16 protein-coding genes are annotated in these 20805 nt (G+C 45.1%); 9 read left to right on the top strand and 7 right to left on the bottom strand.

Features of this window, described 5'->3' with window-relative positions; genetic code table 11:
• Window positions 1–99 precede the first annotated feature (99 nt).
• The gene (locus tag QE390_RS06075) at window positions 100–483 is read right to left on the bottom strand and encodes a helix-turn-helix domain-containing protein (RefSeq protein WP_307141490.1); all 384 of its coding nucleotides are present in this window, start codon (window positions 481–483) and stop codon (window positions 100–102) included.
• Window positions 484–626: 143 nt separating this feature from the next.
• Here QE390_RS06075 and QE390_RS06070 point away from each other — a divergent pair, with 143 nt between their 5' ends.
• Window positions 627–1547: an MBL fold metallo-hydrolase gene (locus QE390_RS06070; protein ID WP_307141489.1), complete on the top strand. Its 921-nt coding sequence runs from the start codon at window positions 627–629 to the stop codon at window positions 1545–1547.
• 67 nt (window positions 1548–1614) lie between these two features.
• Here QE390_RS06070 and QE390_RS06065 read toward each other — a convergent pair whose 3' ends face one another.
• The 3 genes from QE390_RS06065 to QE390_RS06055 are packed head-to-tail and all read right to left on the bottom strand — an operon-like array spanning window position 1615 to window position 7610.
• Window positions 1615–5058 (bottom strand): efflux RND transporter permease subunit, encoded by a 3444-nt coding sequence (locus QE390_RS06065; RefSeq protein ID WP_307141488.1) that lies wholly within the window; start codon window positions 5056–5058, stop codon window positions 1615–1617.
• Window positions 5059–5082: 24 nt separating this feature from the next.
• Complete coding sequence (locus QE390_RS06060; protein ID WP_307141487.1) at window positions 5083–6207, bottom strand: efflux RND transporter periplasmic adaptor subunit; 1125 nt, start codon at window positions 6205–6207, stop codon at window positions 5083–5085.
• Window positions 6208–6239: 32 nt separating this feature from the next.
• Window positions 6240–7610 carry a TolC family protein gene (locus QE390_RS06055; protein WP_307141486.1) on the bottom strand — a complete coding sequence of 457 codons (1371 nt, stop codon included), beginning with the start codon at window positions 7608–7610 and terminating at the stop codon, window positions 6240–6242.
• Window positions 7611–8292: 682 nt separating this feature from the next.
• Here QE390_RS06055 and QE390_RS06050 point away from each other — a divergent pair.
• The 4 genes from QE390_RS06050 to rhuM all read left to right on the top strand — a co-directional run bounded on the left by QE390_RS06050 (window position 8293) and on the right by rhuM (window position 14429).
• Entirely contained in the window at window positions 8293–9336 is a 1044-nt protein-coding gene (locus tag QE390_RS06050; RefSeq protein ID WP_307141485.1) for a ferredoxin--NADP reductase, read from the top strand.
• A gap of 88 nt (window positions 9337–9424) precedes the next feature.
• Entirely contained in the window at window positions 9425–11278 is a 1854-nt protein-coding gene (locus QE390_RS06045; protein ID WP_307141484.1) for a family 16 glycoside hydrolase, read from the top strand.
• Window positions 11279–11340: 62 nt separating this feature from the next.
• Window positions 11341–13317 carry a hypothetical protein gene (locus tag QE390_RS06040; protein WP_307141483.1) on the top strand — a complete coding sequence of 659 codons (1977 nt, stop codon included), beginning with the start codon at window positions 11341–11343 and terminating at the stop codon, window positions 13315–13317.
• 140 nt (window positions 13318–13457) lie between these two features.
• On the top strand, window positions 13458–14429 hold the full coding sequence (rhuM, locus tag QE390_RS06035) for a virulence protein RhuM/Fic/DOC family protein (RefSeq protein WP_106636969.1): 972 nt from the start codon (window positions 13458–13460) through the stop codon (window positions 14427–14429).
• 57 nt (window positions 14430–14486) lie between these two features.
• Here the strand turns inward: rhuM and QE390_RS06030 are convergent, their stop codons facing one another.
• Complete coding sequence (locus QE390_RS06030; protein ID WP_106636968.1) at window positions 14487–15563, bottom strand: glycosyltransferase family 1 protein; 1077 nt, start codon at window positions 15561–15563, stop codon at window positions 14487–14489.
• A gap of 415 nt (window positions 15564–15978) precedes the next feature.
• On the opposite strand from QE390_RS06030, the gene QE390_RS06025 reads away from it, so the two are divergent.
• Together QE390_RS06025 and QE390_RS06020 are read left to right on the top strand one after the other, a co-directional pair.
• A complete protein-coding gene (locus QE390_RS06025; protein ID WP_307141482.1) occupies window positions 15979–16344 on the top strand; it encodes a DUF1304 domain-containing protein in 366 nt (121 codons plus the stop codon).
• Window positions 16345–16408: 64 nt separating this feature from the next.
• Window positions 16409–17218, top strand: coding sequence for a hypothetical protein (locus QE390_RS06020; RefSeq protein WP_157830347.1), 810 nt, complete (start codon window positions 16409–16411; stop codon window positions 17216–17218).
• Between the two features lie 111 nt (window positions 17219–17329).
• Here the strand turns inward: QE390_RS06020 and QE390_RS06015 are convergent, their stop codons facing one another.
• Together QE390_RS06015 and QE390_RS06010 are read right to left on the bottom strand one after the other, a co-directional pair.
• On the bottom strand, window positions 17330–18202 hold the full coding sequence (locus QE390_RS06015) for a tetratricopeptide repeat protein (RefSeq protein WP_307141481.1): 873 nt from the start codon (window positions 18200–18202) through the stop codon (window positions 17330–17332).
• Window positions 18203–18564: 362 nt separating this feature from the next.
• Complete coding sequence (locus QE390_RS06010) at window positions 18565–18756, bottom strand: hypothetical protein (RefSeq protein WP_106637094.1); 192 nt, start codon at window positions 18754–18756, stop codon at window positions 18565–18567.
• A 159-nt stretch (window positions 18757–18915) separates the two neighbouring features.
• On the opposite strand from QE390_RS06010, the gene QE390_RS06005 reads away from it, so the two are divergent.
• Window positions 18916–19509, top strand: a complete 594-nt coding sequence (locus tag QE390_RS06005) for an RNA polymerase sigma factor (RefSeq protein WP_106636964.1) — start codon at window positions 18916–18918, stop codon at window positions 19507–19509.
• Window positions 19510–19619: 110 nt separating this feature from the next.
• Window positions 19620–20708: a FecR family protein gene (locus QE390_RS06000; protein WP_307141480.1), complete on the top strand. Its 1089-nt coding sequence runs from the start codon at window positions 19620–19622 to the stop codon at window positions 20706–20708.
• The last annotated feature ends 97 nt before the right edge of the window (window positions 20709–20805 follow it).

The following is a 20805-nucleotide window of genomic DNA, read 5'->3' as shown; positions in this document are numbered from 1 at the left end:
AGTGAGGGCTTAAAACTCTTTAAAGACCCGATAGGTAGGTTAGCTAACTCTCATCTATAAGAAGAGTTAGCTAACCTGATTTTTTATGAAATAAAAAGGCTAGGAGCACCAGTGTTCAGCCGCAGGCACTGGTCCCTCTTTTCGAATAACTTCCAGGCACTGCTCCCGATTGTTAAATCCCCAGGAATCCATTTGCTGGAGAACAGGCAGCAGAGACTGTCCCAAATCGGTGAGTACGTATTCTACTTTAAGCGGAATTTCAGCGTAGATAATGCGACGAATAATGCCGTGGTTTTCCAATTCCCGCAGTTGCAGATTTAATACGCGTCTGGAAGCCTGGGTGAGATAGCGTTGTAAATCAGAGGGCCGGTGCGTGCCCCGGGAGATGGCTAGGATCAGGGCCGCTTTCCATTTACCACCAATAATTTCCATGATCAGGCTTATGCCGCAATTGTAAAGTTTAGGAATCTTTGTTTCGTACATAAGGGTTGTTTAGTAAGAGCTTCATCTTCAGATAGGGTTAATTTTTTCCCCCTTTGAATCGAATTTCCCTGCTGGTAAGGATTCGTTTTATCCCTCGATTTTTGGAAGTGTAACTGGGTGATACCCCCTTTTTGTAACTTCCAATGAAAACTTTACTATTATTTATTGCCGGGATATTCGGTTTTACGGGCCTGAGTGCCCAACACGTTTTGGCTCCGACTGGTTTCTTTTCTTATGCGTTTCATGATTATGAGATTACTGCTCTGAGTGACGGCTCGATTACCCTGAACTTTAATGCCCTGATTCCCCAGGCTAAAAAAGGCGTGGTCGATAGTTTATTAAATCTGGACCGGGTGAAGAATCCCGTGGCCGTCTCGGTGAATGCGTACGTGATTAAACACGGATCAAAACTGATTCTAATCGATGCGGGAGCGGGTAGTAGCATGGGCTCTTCGCTGGGTCAATTACCTGTTCATTTAAAGAGGGCGGGCTATGATCCTTCTCAGATTGATGTAGTTTTATTAACCCACATTCATGCTGATCACTCCAATGGTCTACTTGACCAAGGAAAACGCGTTTTTCCTAAGGCAACGCTCTATGTAAACCAGGTAGACCTTGATTTTTGGCTAAGTAAAACCCAGCAGGATGCGGCTGTCGAAAGCGAGAAAAAAGGCTTTATTCAGGCTCGTCGGGTGGTGGATGCTTATGCAAAAGCAAATCGCTTGAAGACTTTTCAGGCTGGATCATCGCTTTTGGAAGGCATTACAGCCCTGGCGAGTCCCGGCCATACCCTGGGTCACACGTATTACCGATTGAGCAGTGGGACAGAAACCCTGTTGTTTATTGGCGACGGCATTCACTCAGCTCCGATTCAACTGCGAGAACCCTGCTTGAGCACCTACTTTGATCGGGATACAATGGCTGCGGCCATTCAGCGAAAAAAACTGCTGGAGCAGGCGGCTACCCATCATTACCTGATTGCCGGAGCTCACCTTGATTTTCCAGGGATGGGTTATATTCGAAAGAAAGGAAAGCTCTATGAATGGATGCCTTTAAAAAAGTAAGTATTGACTAAGCAAAAAGCGGACTTATCTAAACTCATAGACAAGCCCGCTTTTCTTTTTCGTAGCCTTAAATAGCGGCTTCTGCTGATTCAGGCATGGTCATGCCTTCGGCTGGATCTACTTTACCAAACCATTTCATACGTACTTTTTCATTGATGTAATAGAGACAGGGCACGATAACCAGTGTCAGGATGGTCGAGAAAATAACCCCATAGATAATGGTCCAGGCCAGGATGTTCCAGAATACGGCACTATCTCCACCGATCACAATGTTAGGGGCTAGGTCGGAGAAAAAACCAGCAAAGTCGATGGTCAGACCAATAGCCAACGGAATCAGACCCAGAATTACGGCAGAGGCTGTTAAAAGCACGGGGGTCATGCGAATGCCACCCGCTTCGATGATGGCTCTTCTCAAGGGAAAACCCCGCTGGCGAAGCTCTTCAGTGAATTCAATCAAAAGAATGCCGTTTTTAATTACAATTCCAGCTAGGGCGAAAATCCCTACGCCCGACATGATTACTGAAAAACTTTGATTGAATATCGAAAAGCCTAGTAATACGCCAATCAGCGAAAGAAGAATCGTACTGAAAATAATAATGGGCTTCACCGCCGAGTTAAACTGCGTGGCCAGAATCAGATAAATCAGCATAATTGCTCCGAGGAAGGCTACGACTAAGAAATCTGTCGTTTCAGCCTGAGCTTCCTGCTCGCCACCCAACTGAATGTGGTAGCCATTGGGCAATTCCATCTGATTCATTACCTGGGTAATTTGCAGGTTAATGGCGTTGGCATTGGCTCCGGGTACGATATCTGAACTTAGGGTAATAACCCGCTGCTGATTTTTACGGTTAATCTGGCTGTAGGTGGTGGAGTAACTAATGGTTGCGACAGCTGATAAAGGAACTTTGCGAAGCTGACCGCCCATGTTCATATCCCGGTAGACGATTTCCTGACTCAAGAGTCGTTCAATTTGACTACGATCATCGGGTTTTAATCGAAGCATGATGGGATATTCATCTTTGGAATCGCGGAATTTACTGATCTCCAGACCGAATAAAGCCGTTCGGATTGAACCCGCAATTTGCTGAGAACTAATGCCTTCCCGCTCGGCTTTGATGCGATCAATCTGAACGATGATTTCGGGTTTGTTGGTAATTAAATCCGATTTTAGCTGATCAATTCCTTCAATACCCGCTTCCTTAATTTTTTGCCGAAATTCCTTCTCAATCTTCATCAAAGGCTCAAATTCATCACCTGAGATTTCAATCTGGATGGGCTTACCCGTGGCTGGCCCGTTTTGCTCGCGTTCGACCGAGATTTCCGTGCCTGGAATGCCCTGTACGGCTGTGCGGATTTTTTCCAGCATGGCTTGGGAAGAAACGCCATTCCGATCCACGCTTTTCACAAAAGCAATGGTAACCTTTGACTTATGCGGCGTGTCTGAGCGGTCGGGATTGAAGGGATCTCCTGCATTTTTACCCACGTTGGAAATAACTGAGTTCACGGCTCCCATGGCTTTGTTCTCCTGGAGAATCTTAAAGACCCGTCGCTCGATTTCCCTAGTGGTTTTATCAGTAACTACTGCATCCGTTCCCACCGGCATGACGTTATAAATGTAGACATAGTCAGGCTCGCCGCTGGGAAAAAATACGACTGCTGGCTGGCGAATGGTTACGGCTATAAAGGAAATAATCAGTAAAGTTATGGCTGCTCCCACGGCAAAGACCGGGCGATACCCCGTAATGACCCAGCTAATAAGATTGCGATAGCCATGCTGAAGTTTAGGTAACATTCTTTCCTGAAAAGGCACCAGAATTCGAGGCGTCAGGATAAAATGATTAAAGTAATACAGCAGTAAAAGGAAAATAAAGAAGTTACCGACACCACGGTGAATAAGGTAACCTGCCAGAGCTACCGCTAACAGGCTGATCGTAGGCTTGAATATCGCCTTGCGATGATTGACCTCTACGTGAGCTCCGTGCTGATCGTCGTGGCGTTGCATGAAAGTTACGGCAAAAACCGGGTTCATGACGTAGGCCACAAAAAGCGAAGCAAACAGGGTAATGATGAGGGTAATGGGTAGAAACTTCATGAATTCTCCCACAATGCCCGGCCAGAATAAGAGTGGGAAGAAAGGAGCAATGGTCGTCAGTGTTCCTGAGAGTACGGGCACGAATACTTCGCCCGCGGCTGCTTTGACGGCCTGCTTAATGTCCCAGTCTTTGTGCTGATTAAACAGTCGGTGCGTGTTTTCAATCACTACAATCGCGTCATCCACCACAATGCCAAGGCCGAGTAAGAAAGCAAATAATACCAGCGTATTGAGCGTAAAGACCGAACCAATTAAGGGACCAACCAGCGGAAAACAGACGAAGGCCACGAGCGTTGAAAGCGGCACGGAAAGCCCGACGAAGATGGCATCGCGGACGCCCATAAAGAACATCAACACAAGCACTACGAAGATAAAGCCGAGAATTACGGTGTTAATCAAATCGTGAATGTCGGCCTTGGTTCGCTCGGACTGATCAGCCGTAATGATAACGTTCAGTCCCGCAGGCAACTGATTGGTCTTGTATTCTTCGATGATTTTTTCAATGCCTTCCGAGGCAGAAATCAGGTTGGTTCCCGCCCGTTTGATTACGTTCAGCGTGACAACGGATTTATTATTGAGACGGGCAAAGTCCTGCCGCTCTTCGTAACTGTCTTCTACCTGAGCCACATCGCCCAGGCGAACGGTTGCCCCCGTAGAGGTGCGAATCTGGAGTTCCCGCATTTGGGCTACATCCGTGAATTCGCCTTTTACGCGAAGCGTTCTTCTGACGTCATTGACATTTAATTCACCACCCGAGATATTAATGTTTTCGCCCTGAACGGCCTGTTGAATATCATAGAAGGTTAAGCCGGAAGATTGCATGCGGGCTAAATCCACATTGATCTGAATTTCCCGCTCCAAAGCTCCTACAATATCTACCCGGCTGATTTCGGGTAAACCTTCAAAAGCATCCTGTAAATCTTCGGCGTAGTCCTTGAGTTTTTGCAGGGGGAAGTTACCCGCCAAATTCACGTTCATGATTGGAAACTCGGAAAACTCTACGTTTTGAGCGGTAGGACCCGCATCAAGCTTCACCGGCAAATCCTGCTTGGACTTATCAATCGCATCGCGAACCCGTTGCAGGGCTACTTCCGAATTCACTTCCGGCAAAAACTCTACCAGAATGACGGATACATCATTGAGAGCATTGGACTTCACTGATTTTACCCCATTGAGCGATTTTAACTGCTTTTCAATGGGCTTATTAATCAGGTTTTCAATATCGGCGGGAGCCGTGCCAAAGTATACCGTATTAATGTAAACCTGCGGAACTTTAATATCGGGAAATTGCTCTTTGGGCAAATTGCTGTAAACCAGCCATCCCGCCAGGGTAATAATTACCGTGAAGATGTAGACGGTGGTTCGGTTTTCCACGCACCAGTTGGTAAAACCGAGGGTTTTATATTCTTCGAATTTCATTTCGAATGAAGGTTAAATGGCAGATTAGTAACTAATGGGCTGTCCATCGGTTAACTCCTGATAGCCTACCGTAATAAGCTCGTCACCCGCTGAAAGGCCTTCCGTAATCTCAATTTTACCGTTGTAACTCAGTCCCGTTTTTACCGGTCTGGCTTTAGCGATTTTTTTACCGCCTTCCTGCACGGCTACGTACACGACCTGCCCATTTTCCGTATTTTGAATCAGGTTTTGTTCGATTACCAAAGCCTGCGGTTTAGTTACGTCATTAATGAGCATTTGAGCCAGCATATTAGGCTTGAATTCCTTATTCGAAGGCAGGGTCGCTTCGATGGTAAAAGTTCTGGAAAGCGGATCAACGGTATTGGAAACAAACGTGATTTTGGCCTTGATTTCCTTATTGACATCGGGGAGCTTGATTGTTACTGCATCGCCCCGGCGGATGTTAGCCACGTACGTATCCGCCACTTTTCCAACTACTTTCAGACTACTCAAATTCACAATTCGCATTAAGGGCACGCCGGGCGTAGCCATCATACCCACTTTGCCGTCTACCTGATCGACCGTTCCCGCAATCGGAGCAGACACACGCGATTGGTTGAGCTGAACCTGTAGGGTTGCAATGCGTTTTTCCAGGGCCTCCTTATTATTCTTAGCCTGTAAATACTGAATCTCCGTACCAATTTGCTGATCCCAGAGCCGCTTTTGTTTGTCATAAAGCGTTTGAGCCAATGAAAGCTGATTTTTGGTTTCTTCGATGGATTCCTTTAAGATGCTATCGTCAATGCGGGCCAGGGTGGTTCCTACGCCCACGGCATCGCCTTCTTTGACCAAAATGGCTTTGATTACACCCGAAGCTTGAGGACTGATCTGTACGTTATTTTTGGCATCAACGCTGCCCTGCACCTCAATCATGTGTTCAAACGTGCTGGCTTGCAGCGGCTGAACGGAGACGGCTTTTACTTTTGCTTCTTCGGCTTTTTTAGGATCAAGCTTGGCAATTTCACCTTCCAGCTTTTTGATTTTAGTGTTGATTTCGGCCTGCTCACTTTTTAGTTCCGCTAACTCTTCTTTCTTACCTTCCAGACCTTCTTTTTTTTGAGAACAAGCGACTAAAAGAGCTGTGAGAATAAATAAGTAGGTGACTTTCATGATTGTATTTCTTGCGATGATAGGAGATGAGATTATTCGACGTAGAGCTTTCCGGCGGCTTTGTCGAGATCCACTTTAGCCACAATGGCGTTGTAAAGAGCCGTATAGTAGTTGGTCTGGGCCTCGCGGAAGCTGGTTTCAGCGTTGATGACTTCAATGTTAGAGCCTACGCCTTCTTTGTACTTAATTTGGGTAACCCGGAGGACTTCCTGAGCTAAATCCAGGTTCTTTTGCTGTTCCTGTAGCGTAAACCAGTAATTGCGAAGCTGAATTTCGGACTGGCTTAGTTGTAGATCAATGCTTTGCTTGAGAAGCTCCAGGTTGTTTTCTACTTTCAAAAGATTGCTTCGCGATTGAGAGAGCTTGTAACGGCGGGTAAAACCATCAAACACAGGAACATTAATAGCAAAACCAATGGATCCCGCATCCAGCCAGGGACGAGTAATGAAACGGGCAATGCTTTGACGACCATTATAATACCCATATGTTCCCTGCAAAGAAAGGGTAGGCCAAAGGCTCCGCTGAACGTTTTTAACATCAATCGTCTGTAAATCCCGCTGAGTTTGAAGCGTAGCATATTCAATGCGGTCGCCGTACTGGAAAGGGCGTTTAATAGCCTGAATCATTTCTTCAGAAAAAGAAAGCTTGGCTAGTTTCTCGCTTAATTCAAAGGATTGGTCCAGCGGATGACCCATTTGATACTTGAGCAGAATATAGGCCAGGTCCTGCAACCGTTGCACGTTTTGCTGCTCGGTGACCAAGTTGTTTCGCTGCACCTCAATGCGTTGTACGTCAATTTTCTCAACGAGCCCTTCCAGATTTGAAGCCCTCGTATCCCGCAGTAATGTATCGAGTCGATGCACGTTTACTTCCAGCAAATTCAAGCGTTCTTCATTGACTAAAACCGCATAATACGCCTTCGTAATGTTTTCAGCCACCGTAATCTTGCTGGCGGTAATGTTTTTACTGGACAGATCAGTATATACTTTCGCGGCTTTAAGGCCCAGTAAATACGAGTTGCTGAATAACAGCCAGTTCAGACTAGCCACGGCACTGGAGTTGTAACGAACCCCGCCAAAAGCCAACGCAAGTTCTTCATCACCGGGCGGAGCAGGCTCGCCGGGAATAAAGCTCATGCCGGGGGGCATGAAAAAGGGTTGCGGCTTAATGGTATGCGAAAGGCCCAGAGCCACGTTGGCCTGAGGCAGACCCATGGCCTTGGTTTCGCCAATGCGGGCCTTGGCGATGGCTAGATCCGACTGAGCATTGGTAACGTTTCGGTTGTTTTTAAGGCCGTATTCAATGGCCTGTTGGAGTGAAAAAGCAGATTGAGCGTAACTGCTATAACTTGCCCAAAGCATACACAGCAGTAAGCCCCATCGATTTAGATAGAGTTTTTTCATTGGGAATGGTGGTCGTGCACAAGTTCAGATGCGTAATCTGAAGCGGCGGATAAATAGAGGAAAACGAGAGTAATGCACTGCGGACTTTAGCCAGAAAGCTGCTTAAGCCATTGGGTACGTTGGCTTACCTGAGGAGTAGACAGAGAGGTGTATAGAACTCCTGGTAATAGTCAACAAGGGACTTTTTTGTGATACTAGTAATTCAGTCTGAAACTTAGCTGGGTCAGGTCGCCTAACGAGCGTGTTACCGATTCATGAAACGACTGGCATACAAAGATCTTCCTGGAAAATTTCGTATAATACCGCTTTGGGTGGAACGGGGATTTTTCGGGATGATCTACAAAGAATAGTACTAGCCCATACACCTACTTTCGCAGGCCAATGAAAGGATAAGAAAAGATCGAAGCATACATAGAATTGAGGTTGTTAGAGAATTTGGCTGAATTGGTTCGAAAGTTCGTAATTATTCTTTTAAAACAAGCATAATAGTTGCTTAATTTATTTAAAATATATTTTTATTAGACAAAGTCGGTAATAATGACTGAAAGTGGCAGCTTGAATGATAGGTTTGATTATAAAATTCACTCACGTTGGACGGTAGATTCAAAAGTAGATGGCGGTTCTGACAACCCTATGTCAGCAGGAATCAGTAATTCAGGAATTTGATTAAATAGTTAACAAAATGGCCGATTGGATTCAACTGCGAGTAAAGGCAGTTCAGAATGAAACCTTAGAAAGTAAAACCTATACGCTTGAGCCCACAGATGGCCAGGGCCTGTCCTACGAGGCTGGGCAGTTTTTAACGCTAGGATTAATTCATGAGGGCCATGAAATCAGACGTTCGTATTCGCTGAGTTCTACGCCAGGAGTAGATACGGACGTTAAGTTAACGATCAAGCGAGTGCCTAATGGAGAAATTTCCCGCTGGCTTTTGCAAACGCTGGAGGTAGGTTCAATTCTCAACAGCCTGCCCCCTTCAGGTCGCTTTACGCTGGCTTCGCCTTTGCAGGAAAAGGCAGATATCTTCCTATTGGCAGCGGGGAGTGGCATTACACCCATTTTTTCGATTTTAAAAGCCGTCTTAACCCAACAGCCGGATCGCCGGGTTGTTATTATTTACAGTAATACCCATCCACGTAGCACTATTTTTCTAGCTGAACTTGAAAAGTGGCAAGAGTTATATCCCAACCGTTTGTTCATTGAACACATCTGGAGTAATCCGGGGGGAGATGCCGCAGGGCGACGGCTTAATAATACCTTACTTGAAAAACTTGTCAATCAGTATCATCACGCTCGATGGGGGAAGCCCGAATTTTACATTTGCGGCCCTGAAGATTACATGCGAATGGTTCGCATCGTGCTCATTTTTATGGGTTTTGACGCAGAATCAATCAGGAAGGAAAACTTTGTGATTCCGATGGTAACACCTCAGGTTCCCGAAGGCTTTGGCGTTGCTTCTAAAGTAACGATTCATTACCGTCAGCAGTCGCATGAATTAGCCGTAGAAGCCGGAACCTACATCCTCACAGCAGCTTTGAGAGCAGGCATTGAGTTACCCTACAGTTGCCGGGGTGGACGCTGTAGTACCTGCGTCGCTCTTTGTCAGGAAGGGCGGGTTAAAATGACCATTAATGACGTATTAACCGAGCGAGAACTCGCTGAGGGTGAGATTCTAACCTGCACAGCATTAGCCGAAACGAGTGAAATTGTGATTAGAGTAGAATAAGTTTAATTTTTTGGGAGATTCATGAGTTGAAAAGATTGTAAAACTGCTTTGTTTTGTAGTTGTTTACCTTTCACATTTCAACGTTAACATGAAAAAACCTCTTCTTGGGCTATGGGCTGCCGGATGGCTTGTGGCTGGATTGAGCACCATAGCCTCGGCTCAGTTCGGTACCCCTGCTCAACCTGTTACCCTAACCGACATGAGTGCGTTTCGTCCCACCAATGCTGGCAATTGGAAGATTGTCGGGGACGCAGCCGCAGATCTTCAGCAAAAAGAAGTATTAACGACCAAGCCCGGATCGGGTGTTTTAGTGAATCAGCCCAGTGATAAAAACCGGGCCAATTTACTGACGGCTTTCGAGCACGGTGATGCCGATTTTGAGTTTGACTTCATGATGGCCGTGCATTCCAATTCAGGTTTCTATTTGCAGGGACGTTACGAAATTCAATTGCTTGATAGTTGGGGCGTTAACGTGCCTACTTATGGCGATGTAGGCGGTATTTACAAGCGTCGTGAATTGCCTTCGGGCCGTTTATACGAAGGACACGCTCCCCGCGTTAACGCAGGTAAGGCTCCAGGACTTTGGCAGCACATGGAAATTTCTTTCCAGGCTCCCCGTTTTGATGCCAGCGGCAAAAAGATTGAAAATGCCAAGGTACTTAAACTGGTTCTCAACGGCGTTACAGTTCAGGAAAACGTAGAACTTTCAGGTCCTACGGGCGGTCCCATCTCAGAAGAAGAAGCGGCCAAAGGTCCCATAATGATTCAGGGAGATCACGGTGCAGTTGCGTTCAAAAACATGACGTACCGCAACTATAACGCACAACCCTTACAACTGACGGGAAATGCTTATAAGGTGTATCAACCTAGTAATGATGATGCCTTTTCTAAAATTCCTGATTTCTCGAAGCTCAAGGCCAGTAGCACCGGAAGCAGTCCAGAGGTAACCTGGGACGTAGCTAACCTGACGAATAATTTCGGTTTGGTTTCTACTTCCAAAGTAAAAATCCCCACGGAAGGCGAATATACTTTTCACCTTTCAGCCGGAGGTACTTCTCGCCTGAAAGTCAATAACAAAGTAGTAGTTGCAGAAGGTTTTGGTCAGCCTGGTCAGTTCCGTTCGGGTAAGGTGAAGCTTTCTCCTGGTGAAGCCACAGTGGAAGTTGAATACGTAAAACGCGATGAGTGGGTACGCCCTGGTCTGGCCGTTGAAGTAGAAGGTCCCGGCCTTCGTCACGCAACGCTGACGGCTGGTTCTTCCTTACTAAGTAACCCGGCTACGGATCCGATTCTGATCGATGCCCGTGAAGCAACTATCACTCGGAGCTTCATGGATTTATACACGAAAGAAGGCCGCAGAGGCAAACGCGTGGTTCACTCGGTACAGGTAGGTTCTCCTCAGGGCTTACACTATACGTTTGATCTGGACAATGGAGCTTTAGTGCAAGCCTGGAAAGGTGATTTCCTCGATGCTACGCCTATGTGGCACAATCGCGGCGATGGTTCTTCCCGTCCCCGTGGCGTGCTGGTATCTTTTAACGATTTTCCTGATTTTGCCGTTTTAGGTTCTTCGTCAGCCGCATGGAGTGATACGCTCTCAGGTAAAGAAAATTATAAACCCATGGGCTATGACGTAGACGAAGCAGGGTATCCTACTTTCCTTTACGCGTATGGCTCCACGCAGGTAAGCGATGCCATTCGTTTATCGGACGGAAATAAGGCCTTAAGCCGGGAAATTACGGTGAAAAACCCAGGCTCTAATCTCTATCATCTGGTAGCTACTGGGCAAGACATTAACGAAGTTGAGCCCGGTCTGTATGCCATTAATGGTAAGGCTTATTACGTACGCGTAAAAGGAGCGACGCTTCGCAAATCCGGGGATCGGCAAGAGCTGATTATGCCCGTTTCGGCTAACAAAATCAACTACGAAATTCTATTCTAAATAGTATAGTGCAGGTGCTGACTGCTTCCGCTTCTCGGGACTTGCCTAATAACGCATTGTCAATGAAACGTATTCTTCAAGCGACGCTTTTGAGTCTGGGAATGGCGACGGCTGCACTGGCTCAGGACAGTTCTCCGGCTGAAAGCGATCTCTATAAAATTGTTAAAGTAAGTACGCCGGAAGGCATCGTACTGGAAATTGGCGGGGTAACTTCCCTGCCCAACGGAGACGTGGCTGTTTCGACGCGTCGGGGTGATGTTTGGGTGATTGAAAATCCCAGTAGCCCTAGACCGCACTTCCGCAAATTTGCCAGTGGTCTGCACGAAATCCTGGGTCTGGTTTACAAAGATGGCTCTTTCTACTGTGCTCAACGCGGAGAGTTAACCCGTCTGACGGATACCAACGGTGATGGAAAAGCCGATCAGTACCATACCGTATACGCCTGGCCAATCTCTGGTCACTACCACGAGTATAGCTTCGGTCCTAAAATCGCTCCCGATGGCAGTTTCTTTGTGAGTGCTAACGTAGCCTTTGGTAATGAAGAATGGTGGAGAGGGGAGAGTAAAGTGCCTTACCGCGGTTGGGTTATGAAAATTTCTCCCGACGGAAAAATGGAGCCCTGGGCAACGGGTATGCGTTCTCCGTGCGGACTAGGCATGATTGACGGCGAACTTTTTTACACGGATAACCAGGGTGACTGGATGGGTTCAGGGGGCGTTTGGCACGTGAAAAAAGGGGCTTTCGTAGGACACCCTGCCGGGCTACGCTGGAGCAACCTGCCTGGCTCTCCCGTAAAACTTACGCAGGAAGAATTCTACAAAACCTACGATGAGCGTCGTCGCCGGGATGCCAATGGCCGAGCCATTAAGCCCGAAAACGATGCTTCAGAGAAGAATCCATTACTGTTATTCGAAGCCAAGAAAAAATTCCCTGAAATTCAGCTTCCCGTTGTTTGGTTACCTCACGGAGTATTGGGGATTTCTAACTCGGAAATCATCACGGATGATACCAAAGGAGCTTTTGGTCCTTTCGCTGGCCAAATGCTGGTAGGGGATCAGGGCCAATCGAAAATCATGCGGGTATTTATGGAAAAAGTAAACGGCGAATTTCAGGGAGCAGCCTTTGATTTCCGTTCGGGTTTCCAGTCCGGCGTATTACGTATGGCTTTTGGTAAAGACAACTCATTATTTGTTGGTGAAACCAACCGGGGTTGGGGTTCAGCCGGAGAAGCGAATGAGGGCTTGCAACGTCTGGTTTGGACGGGTAAAACTCCTTTCGAAATGAAAGCGGTTCGTGCCATGCCTGATGGGTTTGAAGTAGAATTTACCCAGCCCATTGATGCTGCGAGTGCCGAAGATTTAGCAAGCTATAAAGTAAAAAGCTTCATCTATAAATATCACTCAACCTACGGAAGTCCAACGATTAACGAAGAAGAGAATCCCGTAAAAGGCGTGAAGGTATCCGCCGATGGGCTCAAAGCTCGTATCATCGTTGATAACCTGCGTCAGTATTACGTACACCAGTTAACGTTGGACGGCATTCGGGAGAAAAACAGCAAGTTTAGCCTGGTTCACCCTAATGCTTACTATACGCTCAACAATATCCCAACGGGCGAGAAGTTAGCTATTTCGCAAACAAGCACGAAAAATTCGGCTACCACTACGACCGCCGCTCCTGCAAAAATGCCTGCTAAAGCAGTTGCTGGTAAAAATGCGAAGACGGATGTTACCAAGGTCGGTGCTACTGTGAAAACAAAGGTGCCTACTTACGAAGAAGTGAAGCCACTACTTTCCAAACACACCTGTTTGGCTTGTCACAACGCTGATAAACGCCAGGTAGGACCAGCTTATAAAGAAGTAGCCAAGCGTAACTATTCAAATGAGAAGATCGTGGATTTGATCTATAACCCTAAGCCTCAGAACTGGCCCGGTTATGCCACGGAGATGCCACCAATGCCTCAGGTTCCTAAAGGTGATGCTCTTAAAATTGCAGCCTGGATTAATTCATTAAAGAATGCTCCAGTAAGTGCCAATCCTTAATTGTTAATAAGGTGATTTATAAACGGTACGGCTCATTTGGGTCGTACCGTTTTTGTTTATGGAAAAAGGTATATATCTTTAAATTTGTTAATTTATTAAGTTTTTATACTTAATATTGACGAAAAAATAAATATATATTTATGGACAACCCCATTGAAATTTATCAGAGTAGTGAGGGAGACACGCAGATCGAAGTAAAGTTTGAAGAGGAAACCGTGTGGTTAAATCGTATGCAAATGGCTCATCTGTTTGATAGAGATGTGAAGACCATAGGCAAACACATTAATAATGTATTTCAGGAGGCAGAATTGATCGAAAATGCAGTTGTCGCAAAATTTGCGACAACTGCTGCTGATGGTAAAACCTATCAAATCGAACACTATAATCTTGATCTGATTATATCCGTGGGCTATCGGGTCAAATCTCGGCAGGGAACCAGATTCCGGCAGTGGGCTACGCAGCGTTTAAAGGAGTATTTGATACAAGGGTATGCCCTTAATGAAAAACGGCTGGAGCAGAAACAACAGCAGATTCAGACCTTAAAAGAAGGCATTCGAATACTAAGCCGAGCCATCGAAAGTAAAAGTAGGTCGGAAGAGATCCAATGGCTTAGCTGGTATTCAACGGGGCTTGAGTTGCTGGATGATTACGACCATGAAAGGCTGGACAAGCTTGGACTTACGAAACGCCCGGCAGTCTACCCTGACCTGAAGGATTACTTCCAGGTGATTGATGCGATGAGAACCGACTTTGAGTCGGCAATATTTGGAAAAGAAAAAGACCAGGGTTTTCAAAGTGCAACACTTCAGATTGCTCAGGGATTTGGCGAAACGGACTTTTATCCCTCCATTGAAGAAAAAGCAGCTACCCTTCTTTATTTGATTGTCAAAAATCATGCATTCGTTGATGGTAACAAACGCATTGCGGCGGCCTGTTTTCTATTGTTTCTGAACGAAAATGAAATGCTCTATACCAAGAATGGGTTTACCCTGATTAGCAATGAAGCTCTGGCCAGTTTAACGTTGTTCATCGCGTCCAGTAAACCAGAAGAAATGGAAACGGTAAAAAAGCTAATCATAAGCGTTTTGAATAGAAATCAGAAGAATCTATAAGGGCTATTTCAAACAAAAGCGGTATTAGCATTGCTGATACCGCTTTTGTTTGAGGGCTTAATCCTGCAGTAACTCTTTGTAAATCTGCCAGTATTCTTCGGCAGTGTTTCTCCAGTTGAATTGCTGAGCCCAGGCTTTGATCTGCTGACTTTCAGCCTGCGTGTCAATGCTTTCCAGAATTTTGGTGGTTAACATACTCACCTGATCGGGATCGAACCCGTCAAAGTAATGAGCATGAGGACCGCCGATTTCAGGTAAGGACGTTGAATCCGAAAGGACCACGTTTTTGCCAAAGTGCATGGCTTCAATCACGGGTAATCCGAAGCCCTCAGCCAAGGATGGAAAACAGAATAAATCGCAATTTTTAAGTAACCAGTATTTTTCAGCTTCCGTAATAGGGCCCGTCAAATGTACTCGATTATGCACACCCAGGCGTTTGGATTCGCTTAAAACTTTCTGGTGGTATTCTTTATGAAACATCGTTCCCGCAATGATTAAATCCAGATCATTGTCCAGCAACATGGCGGGTAATACGTGAAAATTCTTTTTGGGAGCAATCGTACCGATACTGAAAAGGAAAGGATTTTCTACCGAAAACTGAGGTTTGATGGGTCGAATATGCTCGTTAATATTGCAGCCATTGTAAATAACCTGAATTTCTTTTCCCCGAAGATTCATGGTTTCTTCAATCTCTTTTTTTACAAAATTGGAGATCGTTACAATGCGATCCGTTCGATCAATTTTATCCTGCAAATTCTTGATATACTTGGCAATTTTATCGGCAGGCTTGTTTTCGTGAAGAAAGTTTAAATCATGAACCGTTAATACTTTTTTGGTTGAACTTCGCAGCGGAAAATAGTTCGAATCCTGATACGTTCCGTGCCATACCGAATACTTATTGGCAAAAGGCATGGCGTATTTATGGAGCGAACTATGGCTTTTATTGTAAGGGTTTTCACCAAAAAGCGAAGCCTCTTTTGAGGGCAAATAAAAGCCTAGACGATGATTTGAATGATTTCTGTTAAGCATCAAAGCATTGCCTAGTTGTAGACAGAAATGATACAGACCCGTATGAGCATGCCTCATTCGTTCACAGTCAAAAATGACATCTGCTTTTTTGTTGGATTGGTTCATGGGTAGAGCCGAAATGGTTTCTTTCCTAGTACTGGAATAACTAAAAAATCACTAAACAGACCCGGCCTCGTGTTAAAAGGTTGGAAGGGATATGTTATTTAATCAGCGTGAAAAGAATTTCTGACAGTAAGAAATTGATAATGAGATAGTAATGGGTTGAAAAATTCTGTAATCAGAAAATAATGCACAGCTTCAAAATGATTAATATGGAACCGATTTCACTTTTCAGAATCGGTCGCCTTTTTGATACTTACGCAATTCTACGACGGAATGTTGTATAAATTAGGTTTTTTGTACAAGCGACTTTTTTAAGGCTAAGTTAAAAAGCTTAAAATAAGCTACTTTTGAATGCCGCACAGTGGATAAAATAAAAATTAAAAAATCTGTTCCTACTCGATCATAACCCTTTTAGTAAATGATGACGTTTTCCATGATTCTAATCGCTCTGGTAGCTATAGAGCACGTTTATATTCTCTGGATGGAAATGTTCGCCTGGACCACGCGAGGCAAAGCCACTTTTAAAAGCTTGCCGCCTCATCTTTTTGAGCCCACGAAAGGTTTAGCGGCTAATCAGGGACTATACAACGGCTTTTTAGCCGCTGGATTATTTTGGTCCTTAGGAATTTCGGATCCGGAGTGGTCGAAGAATGTGGCTTTATTTTTTTTAGGATGTGTAACCGTAGCGGGTATCTACGGAGGGTTGACGGCTTCCCGTTCCATTATTTTCGTGCAGGCTTTGCCCGCATTAGTGGGACTGATCGTAACGTGGTTTCGGCCATAGCCAGTCGTTTTTCGTAGGTATTCGGAAAGCTACCCGATTCGATTACCTTAAGAAAAGCTTTATTATGAAAAAACATTGGTTCATGTTAGGAACTATGATTCTCCTGTCTGCTTGTGGAGGAACTAGTTCCGAAGAGAATAAAGAAAATACTGAAACCGCCGTTACGGAAACTGCTCCGCAGGCTAGCAAAGTCAGTACACTCATCTTTTTGGATAAATCCCGCAGTGTAAATGAAGATAAAGACTTTGTGGAGAAAAAGTACACGAAAGTAATTAACTCATTAGTCCAGGAGGAGATCCGTCGGGCGGGAGATAACATACAGGTGTGGCTGATTCACGAAAATACTGCTCAAAGTAAAGCTCTGGATCTAACCAGCCAAACTACGCTGGATGCTACGGAAGGGATGAGTCAGACGGACGTAGAAGCCGCCGAAGCCAGTTACGATTTGGCCCTGCAACGGGAGCGTTTGAATTTTGCGAAACAGGTACTAGCTCAACTCGCTACTCCCAACGTCAGCAAGAGTAGTGAGCAAACCGATATTCAGGCCAGTCTGGCTGCTATTAACGCAAGGGTAGGCGAAGGGTATGCCGTGAAGGTGTATTACTTTTCGGACATGGTGGAAAGTATGAAGCAGCCGGGTCGACGGGACTTTCATAAAACGCCCCCCAAGAGCACTGCCGAAGCTGATGCCTGGGCTAAAGCGGACGCTGCATCGTTGAAGGCACGTTATCCTAATTTAAGCTCCGTGGAAGTATCGATTGTTTTACCTTTCGAACCCACTACTTCTTCCAAAGTCAATAATCCCAACGTAAGTGAATACTGGAAGACTTTCTTTAATGAGGTAGGCGTGAAGAAAGTGGAAGAGAAGATATAAAAAGTTAAACGAGTTATAGAAAGGATTTCTATAACTCGTTTATTATGATGATCGTGAGTTATAGTAGCTAACGTTATCGCTCACGATTTCTTTCTTAGCAAAAGCCTTCGTTTATTTTTGAGCCTTAACGGAGGCAAATCCCAGGGGAGCTTTGGGCGTTTCAAAGTCGAAGATAGTAATATACAGAGTCGTCTTTTTGGCTACGTTTTTAGAATCCCGGTAATTAACTTCCAGCACCTCAATGGTACCCTTTCCGTTAGGAGCATAGTTAGAGGCATACGGAAGCGTTCCCGTCTTTTTGTATTCCACGGTTTTATTCTGTCCATCCCGAAGCAAATCCATGTAAGTCGATAGGTTTTCGTATTCCCCGGCGGGGCTGGTTCCTACTTTGATGGGATTGTTCTTTGTAGTACCGTATTTAGGGTCCGTAGCTACACCGCTGAGTTGTAAAAGAGGCTTTCGGTTAGCCGGAACGGGTAACGGGTTGGCACAGCTCTCTACTTTCAACTCGGCTGGCTTCAGTCCGTTGGCGAGAGCCGCTTTATAATCATTGCAGGCTTTTTCAGTATTTCCCAACAATTCATAAACCAAAGCCCGGTTATAGTAGGCTTCTGCCATTTTAGGGTCTACTTTGATGGCCGCTGAGAAATCACTGATAGCTCCCTGATAATCGGCTAGCTTCTTGCGGGCTACGCCGCGTCCAATCATTGACTTCTTGGCGTCGGCTTTGAAAGAAATGGCTTTCGTGAAATCTTCCACCGCATTTTCATATTGCCGTAGTAAGGAATAAGCCATGCCCCGGCTTTGCCGAACGGGGTAATCGTCTTTAGCGGCAATTGACTGATTGAATAGCGTAATAGCCTGACTTACTTGGCCCGCCTGAGCCTTTTTTAATCCTTCATCCAATAAACTTTTGGCATCCTGAGCGAAGGTGTGAAGGCTGGCTATACAAATGCCTGCGGTTAGTAAGGTTTTTAATTTCATAAGGTAAACCAAAGGATTTCTGAATTTATAGGGAAACGGGAATGTTGAAAAGTTTAGTGTAAAAAATAGGTTAAGCTCTAACAGAATATTGATGGAAAAGGGTTTCCTGAATTTTGTCTGCACATACTTAGATTGGAATACCTTAGTTGAAAGGTTCATTCCTGATCTGATAACGTATACGCACTCAAGTTCAGCTCTGCTTTTGCAAAGGGGCAGTTCTCAGACCTTTAGCCCCAGTACTGTGTAAATAGGAATGAACGATTGATTCCTAATGAATAATGGCCTGTCAGGGCATTGGAATTTTTGATGAGAGAAGCGGCTAAAGGGGCCACTTCTCTCGTTAATGGACTGAACACTAATTTTTAGCGTGATTTCCTGATTTTTTTTCCTCGGTTTTCGCCCCATTCTTTTGCTTTCTCAGTAGCAATAGCAATGGCAGAATCTTCAGGGCGACCGTCGGCAACTAAGGCGTTTGCAATTTCAATGGCTTTGTTTCGAATCGGTGCCATGAAATTTTTCAAAGAGTCGGGATATTCGGATTTAGTCCAGGGCATTTTTTTAAGGGTTGATAGACCTGGTAATACGCTCAAAAAATATACCAGAAAGAAGAAGGCCATCGCAAGTCTGGGAAATGTTACAGAAATGATATTTTTTTGTAAGAATTTTTCGGCCTTATATTCGAAGGTTAGAAATACCAATCATTGAGTAAATCATTGACATACACGGACGATACAGAACTTTGGCTTGCCTTTAAACAGGGAGAACTGAAGGCTTTTGAACAAATCTACCGAAATCACTTTTCCATGCTTCTCTCGTATGGAAAGCGGATTTCCAGTGACGTAGAAATGGTCGAGGACGCCATTCAGGATGTGTACGTGGAGCTTTGGAAGCGGAGAGAAAACCTGAAAAGCCTGCATACCATCAAGTTTTATTTATTCCGGGTTTTAAGAAATCGCCTGTATAACCTTCGGCAGGCTGATTTGCAGATTCCCCAGGAAGATATTGATTTCCCGGAGGATCAGATCCCTGATTACTTTAGCCCTTCCATTGAGGCAAATCTGATTGAAGAGGAATCTACTACTTTTCAGAACGCCCGCCTGAAACAGGCGATTAGCGATCTGCCCGCTCGGCAGAAAGAAGCTGTTCTGTTGGCTTTTTACGATGATTTCAGCACCGAAGAAATTGCGGGAATCATGGGCATTAACCAGCAATCGGTTAATAATCACCTGAATCGGGCTTACACTTCTTTGCGAAAACTACTCTCGGATTCTATTATTCTGCTGTCGTTTTTCTGCTTACATTTTTAAGGCTTTCCTGCTTACAGCCTTTAGAAGTCCAATTATTAGAAAAAATAATTTAAAAAACTGAGTTGAGAAAGGGCCGCCGCCGCTATCTCTACTAGAAACGCACGCAGTACATGGATCAAATGCCTGACTCACAGGAAGATTTTATTAACAATCCATCTTTTCGTAAATGGGTGAAAACTCCCGATGAATCGACTTCGATTTATTGGGAAAACTACCTGCGTGAACACCCTGAACAACAGGAAAAGATTACCCAGGCCATCGAGTCAGTGAAACGTCTGAGCCGAGCCAGTCAGGAGTTGGTCGAGGTTTCGGATGCTTCCGCTGAGGAAGAGAAAATCTGGCAGCGAGTGAAAGAACAAGTACAGACGCCCGTTCTCAAAAAACGCCCGTATTGGGGTTGGGCTGCTGCCGCAGTTATCGTGATTGCAGGCGGACTACTTTGGCTCAATCTGGGTATGCCTGCTACTAAAATTGAACAAACGATTGCTCAACAGAATCCAGAGTCTCTGATTGACTCAGTAATGGTGACTAATTTTGAGCAAAAGCCTCGTTTGGTTTCCCTGCCCGACGGTAGTTCTGTCATTCTTCAAAAAGGAAGTAACCTTCGTTACGAAAATCCATTTCCTAAAGAATCGCGTCCGGTTGCTCTTTCTGGTGAAGCCTACTTTGAAGTAGTGGAAGATGCTAAAAAACCCTTTACGGTTTATGCCAATGGATTAATAGCCAAAGTTTTAGGAACTAGTTTTAACGTGAAGGCTTACGAAAAAGATGCGAATGTTACCGTAACGGTTCGTACGGGGAAGGTCTTTGTAACGCCTGAGAAAGATGTACAGACTAAGAAAAACGAGCGGGAGGACATGATTCTCACGCCCAATGAGCAAGTCGTTTTCACCATTAAAGAAGCGAAGATGTTCCGGAGTCCGGTTAATGCTTTGGCGGAGCGGAAAACGTTTGTCATTCGTCCGGTAAATCTGGTTTTCAATGCCGTACCGGTAAAGGATGTATTTGCTGAAATTGAGAAAGCTTACGGTATCAAGGTAGTTTTTAAAGATCCTTCGCTCCAAAACTGCCGCATAACCACTGACCTGAAAGAAGGAACGCTTTCCCAGAAACTAGACATTATTTGTAAAACCCTGGAAGCCACCTGGAACACGGAAGCTGAATTTGTAGCCGTTACGGGTCGTGGTTGCCATCCCTAGAAACATTTCATTACTTAAACCATACACTAAACCACCAGCACTTTATCGACTACATGCCCTAATACCCTCTTGCTAAATGAAAAGAAGCCAGCGGTGT

The organism is Siphonobacter sp. SORGH_AS_1065 (assembly GCF_030818595.1).
Taxonomy (GTDB): Bacteria; Bacteroidota; Bacteroidia; order Cytophagales; family Spirosomataceae; genus Siphonobacter.
Note: the sequence above shows the minus strand (reverse complement) of the source record. Positions and strands in the feature narration are given on the sequence as shown.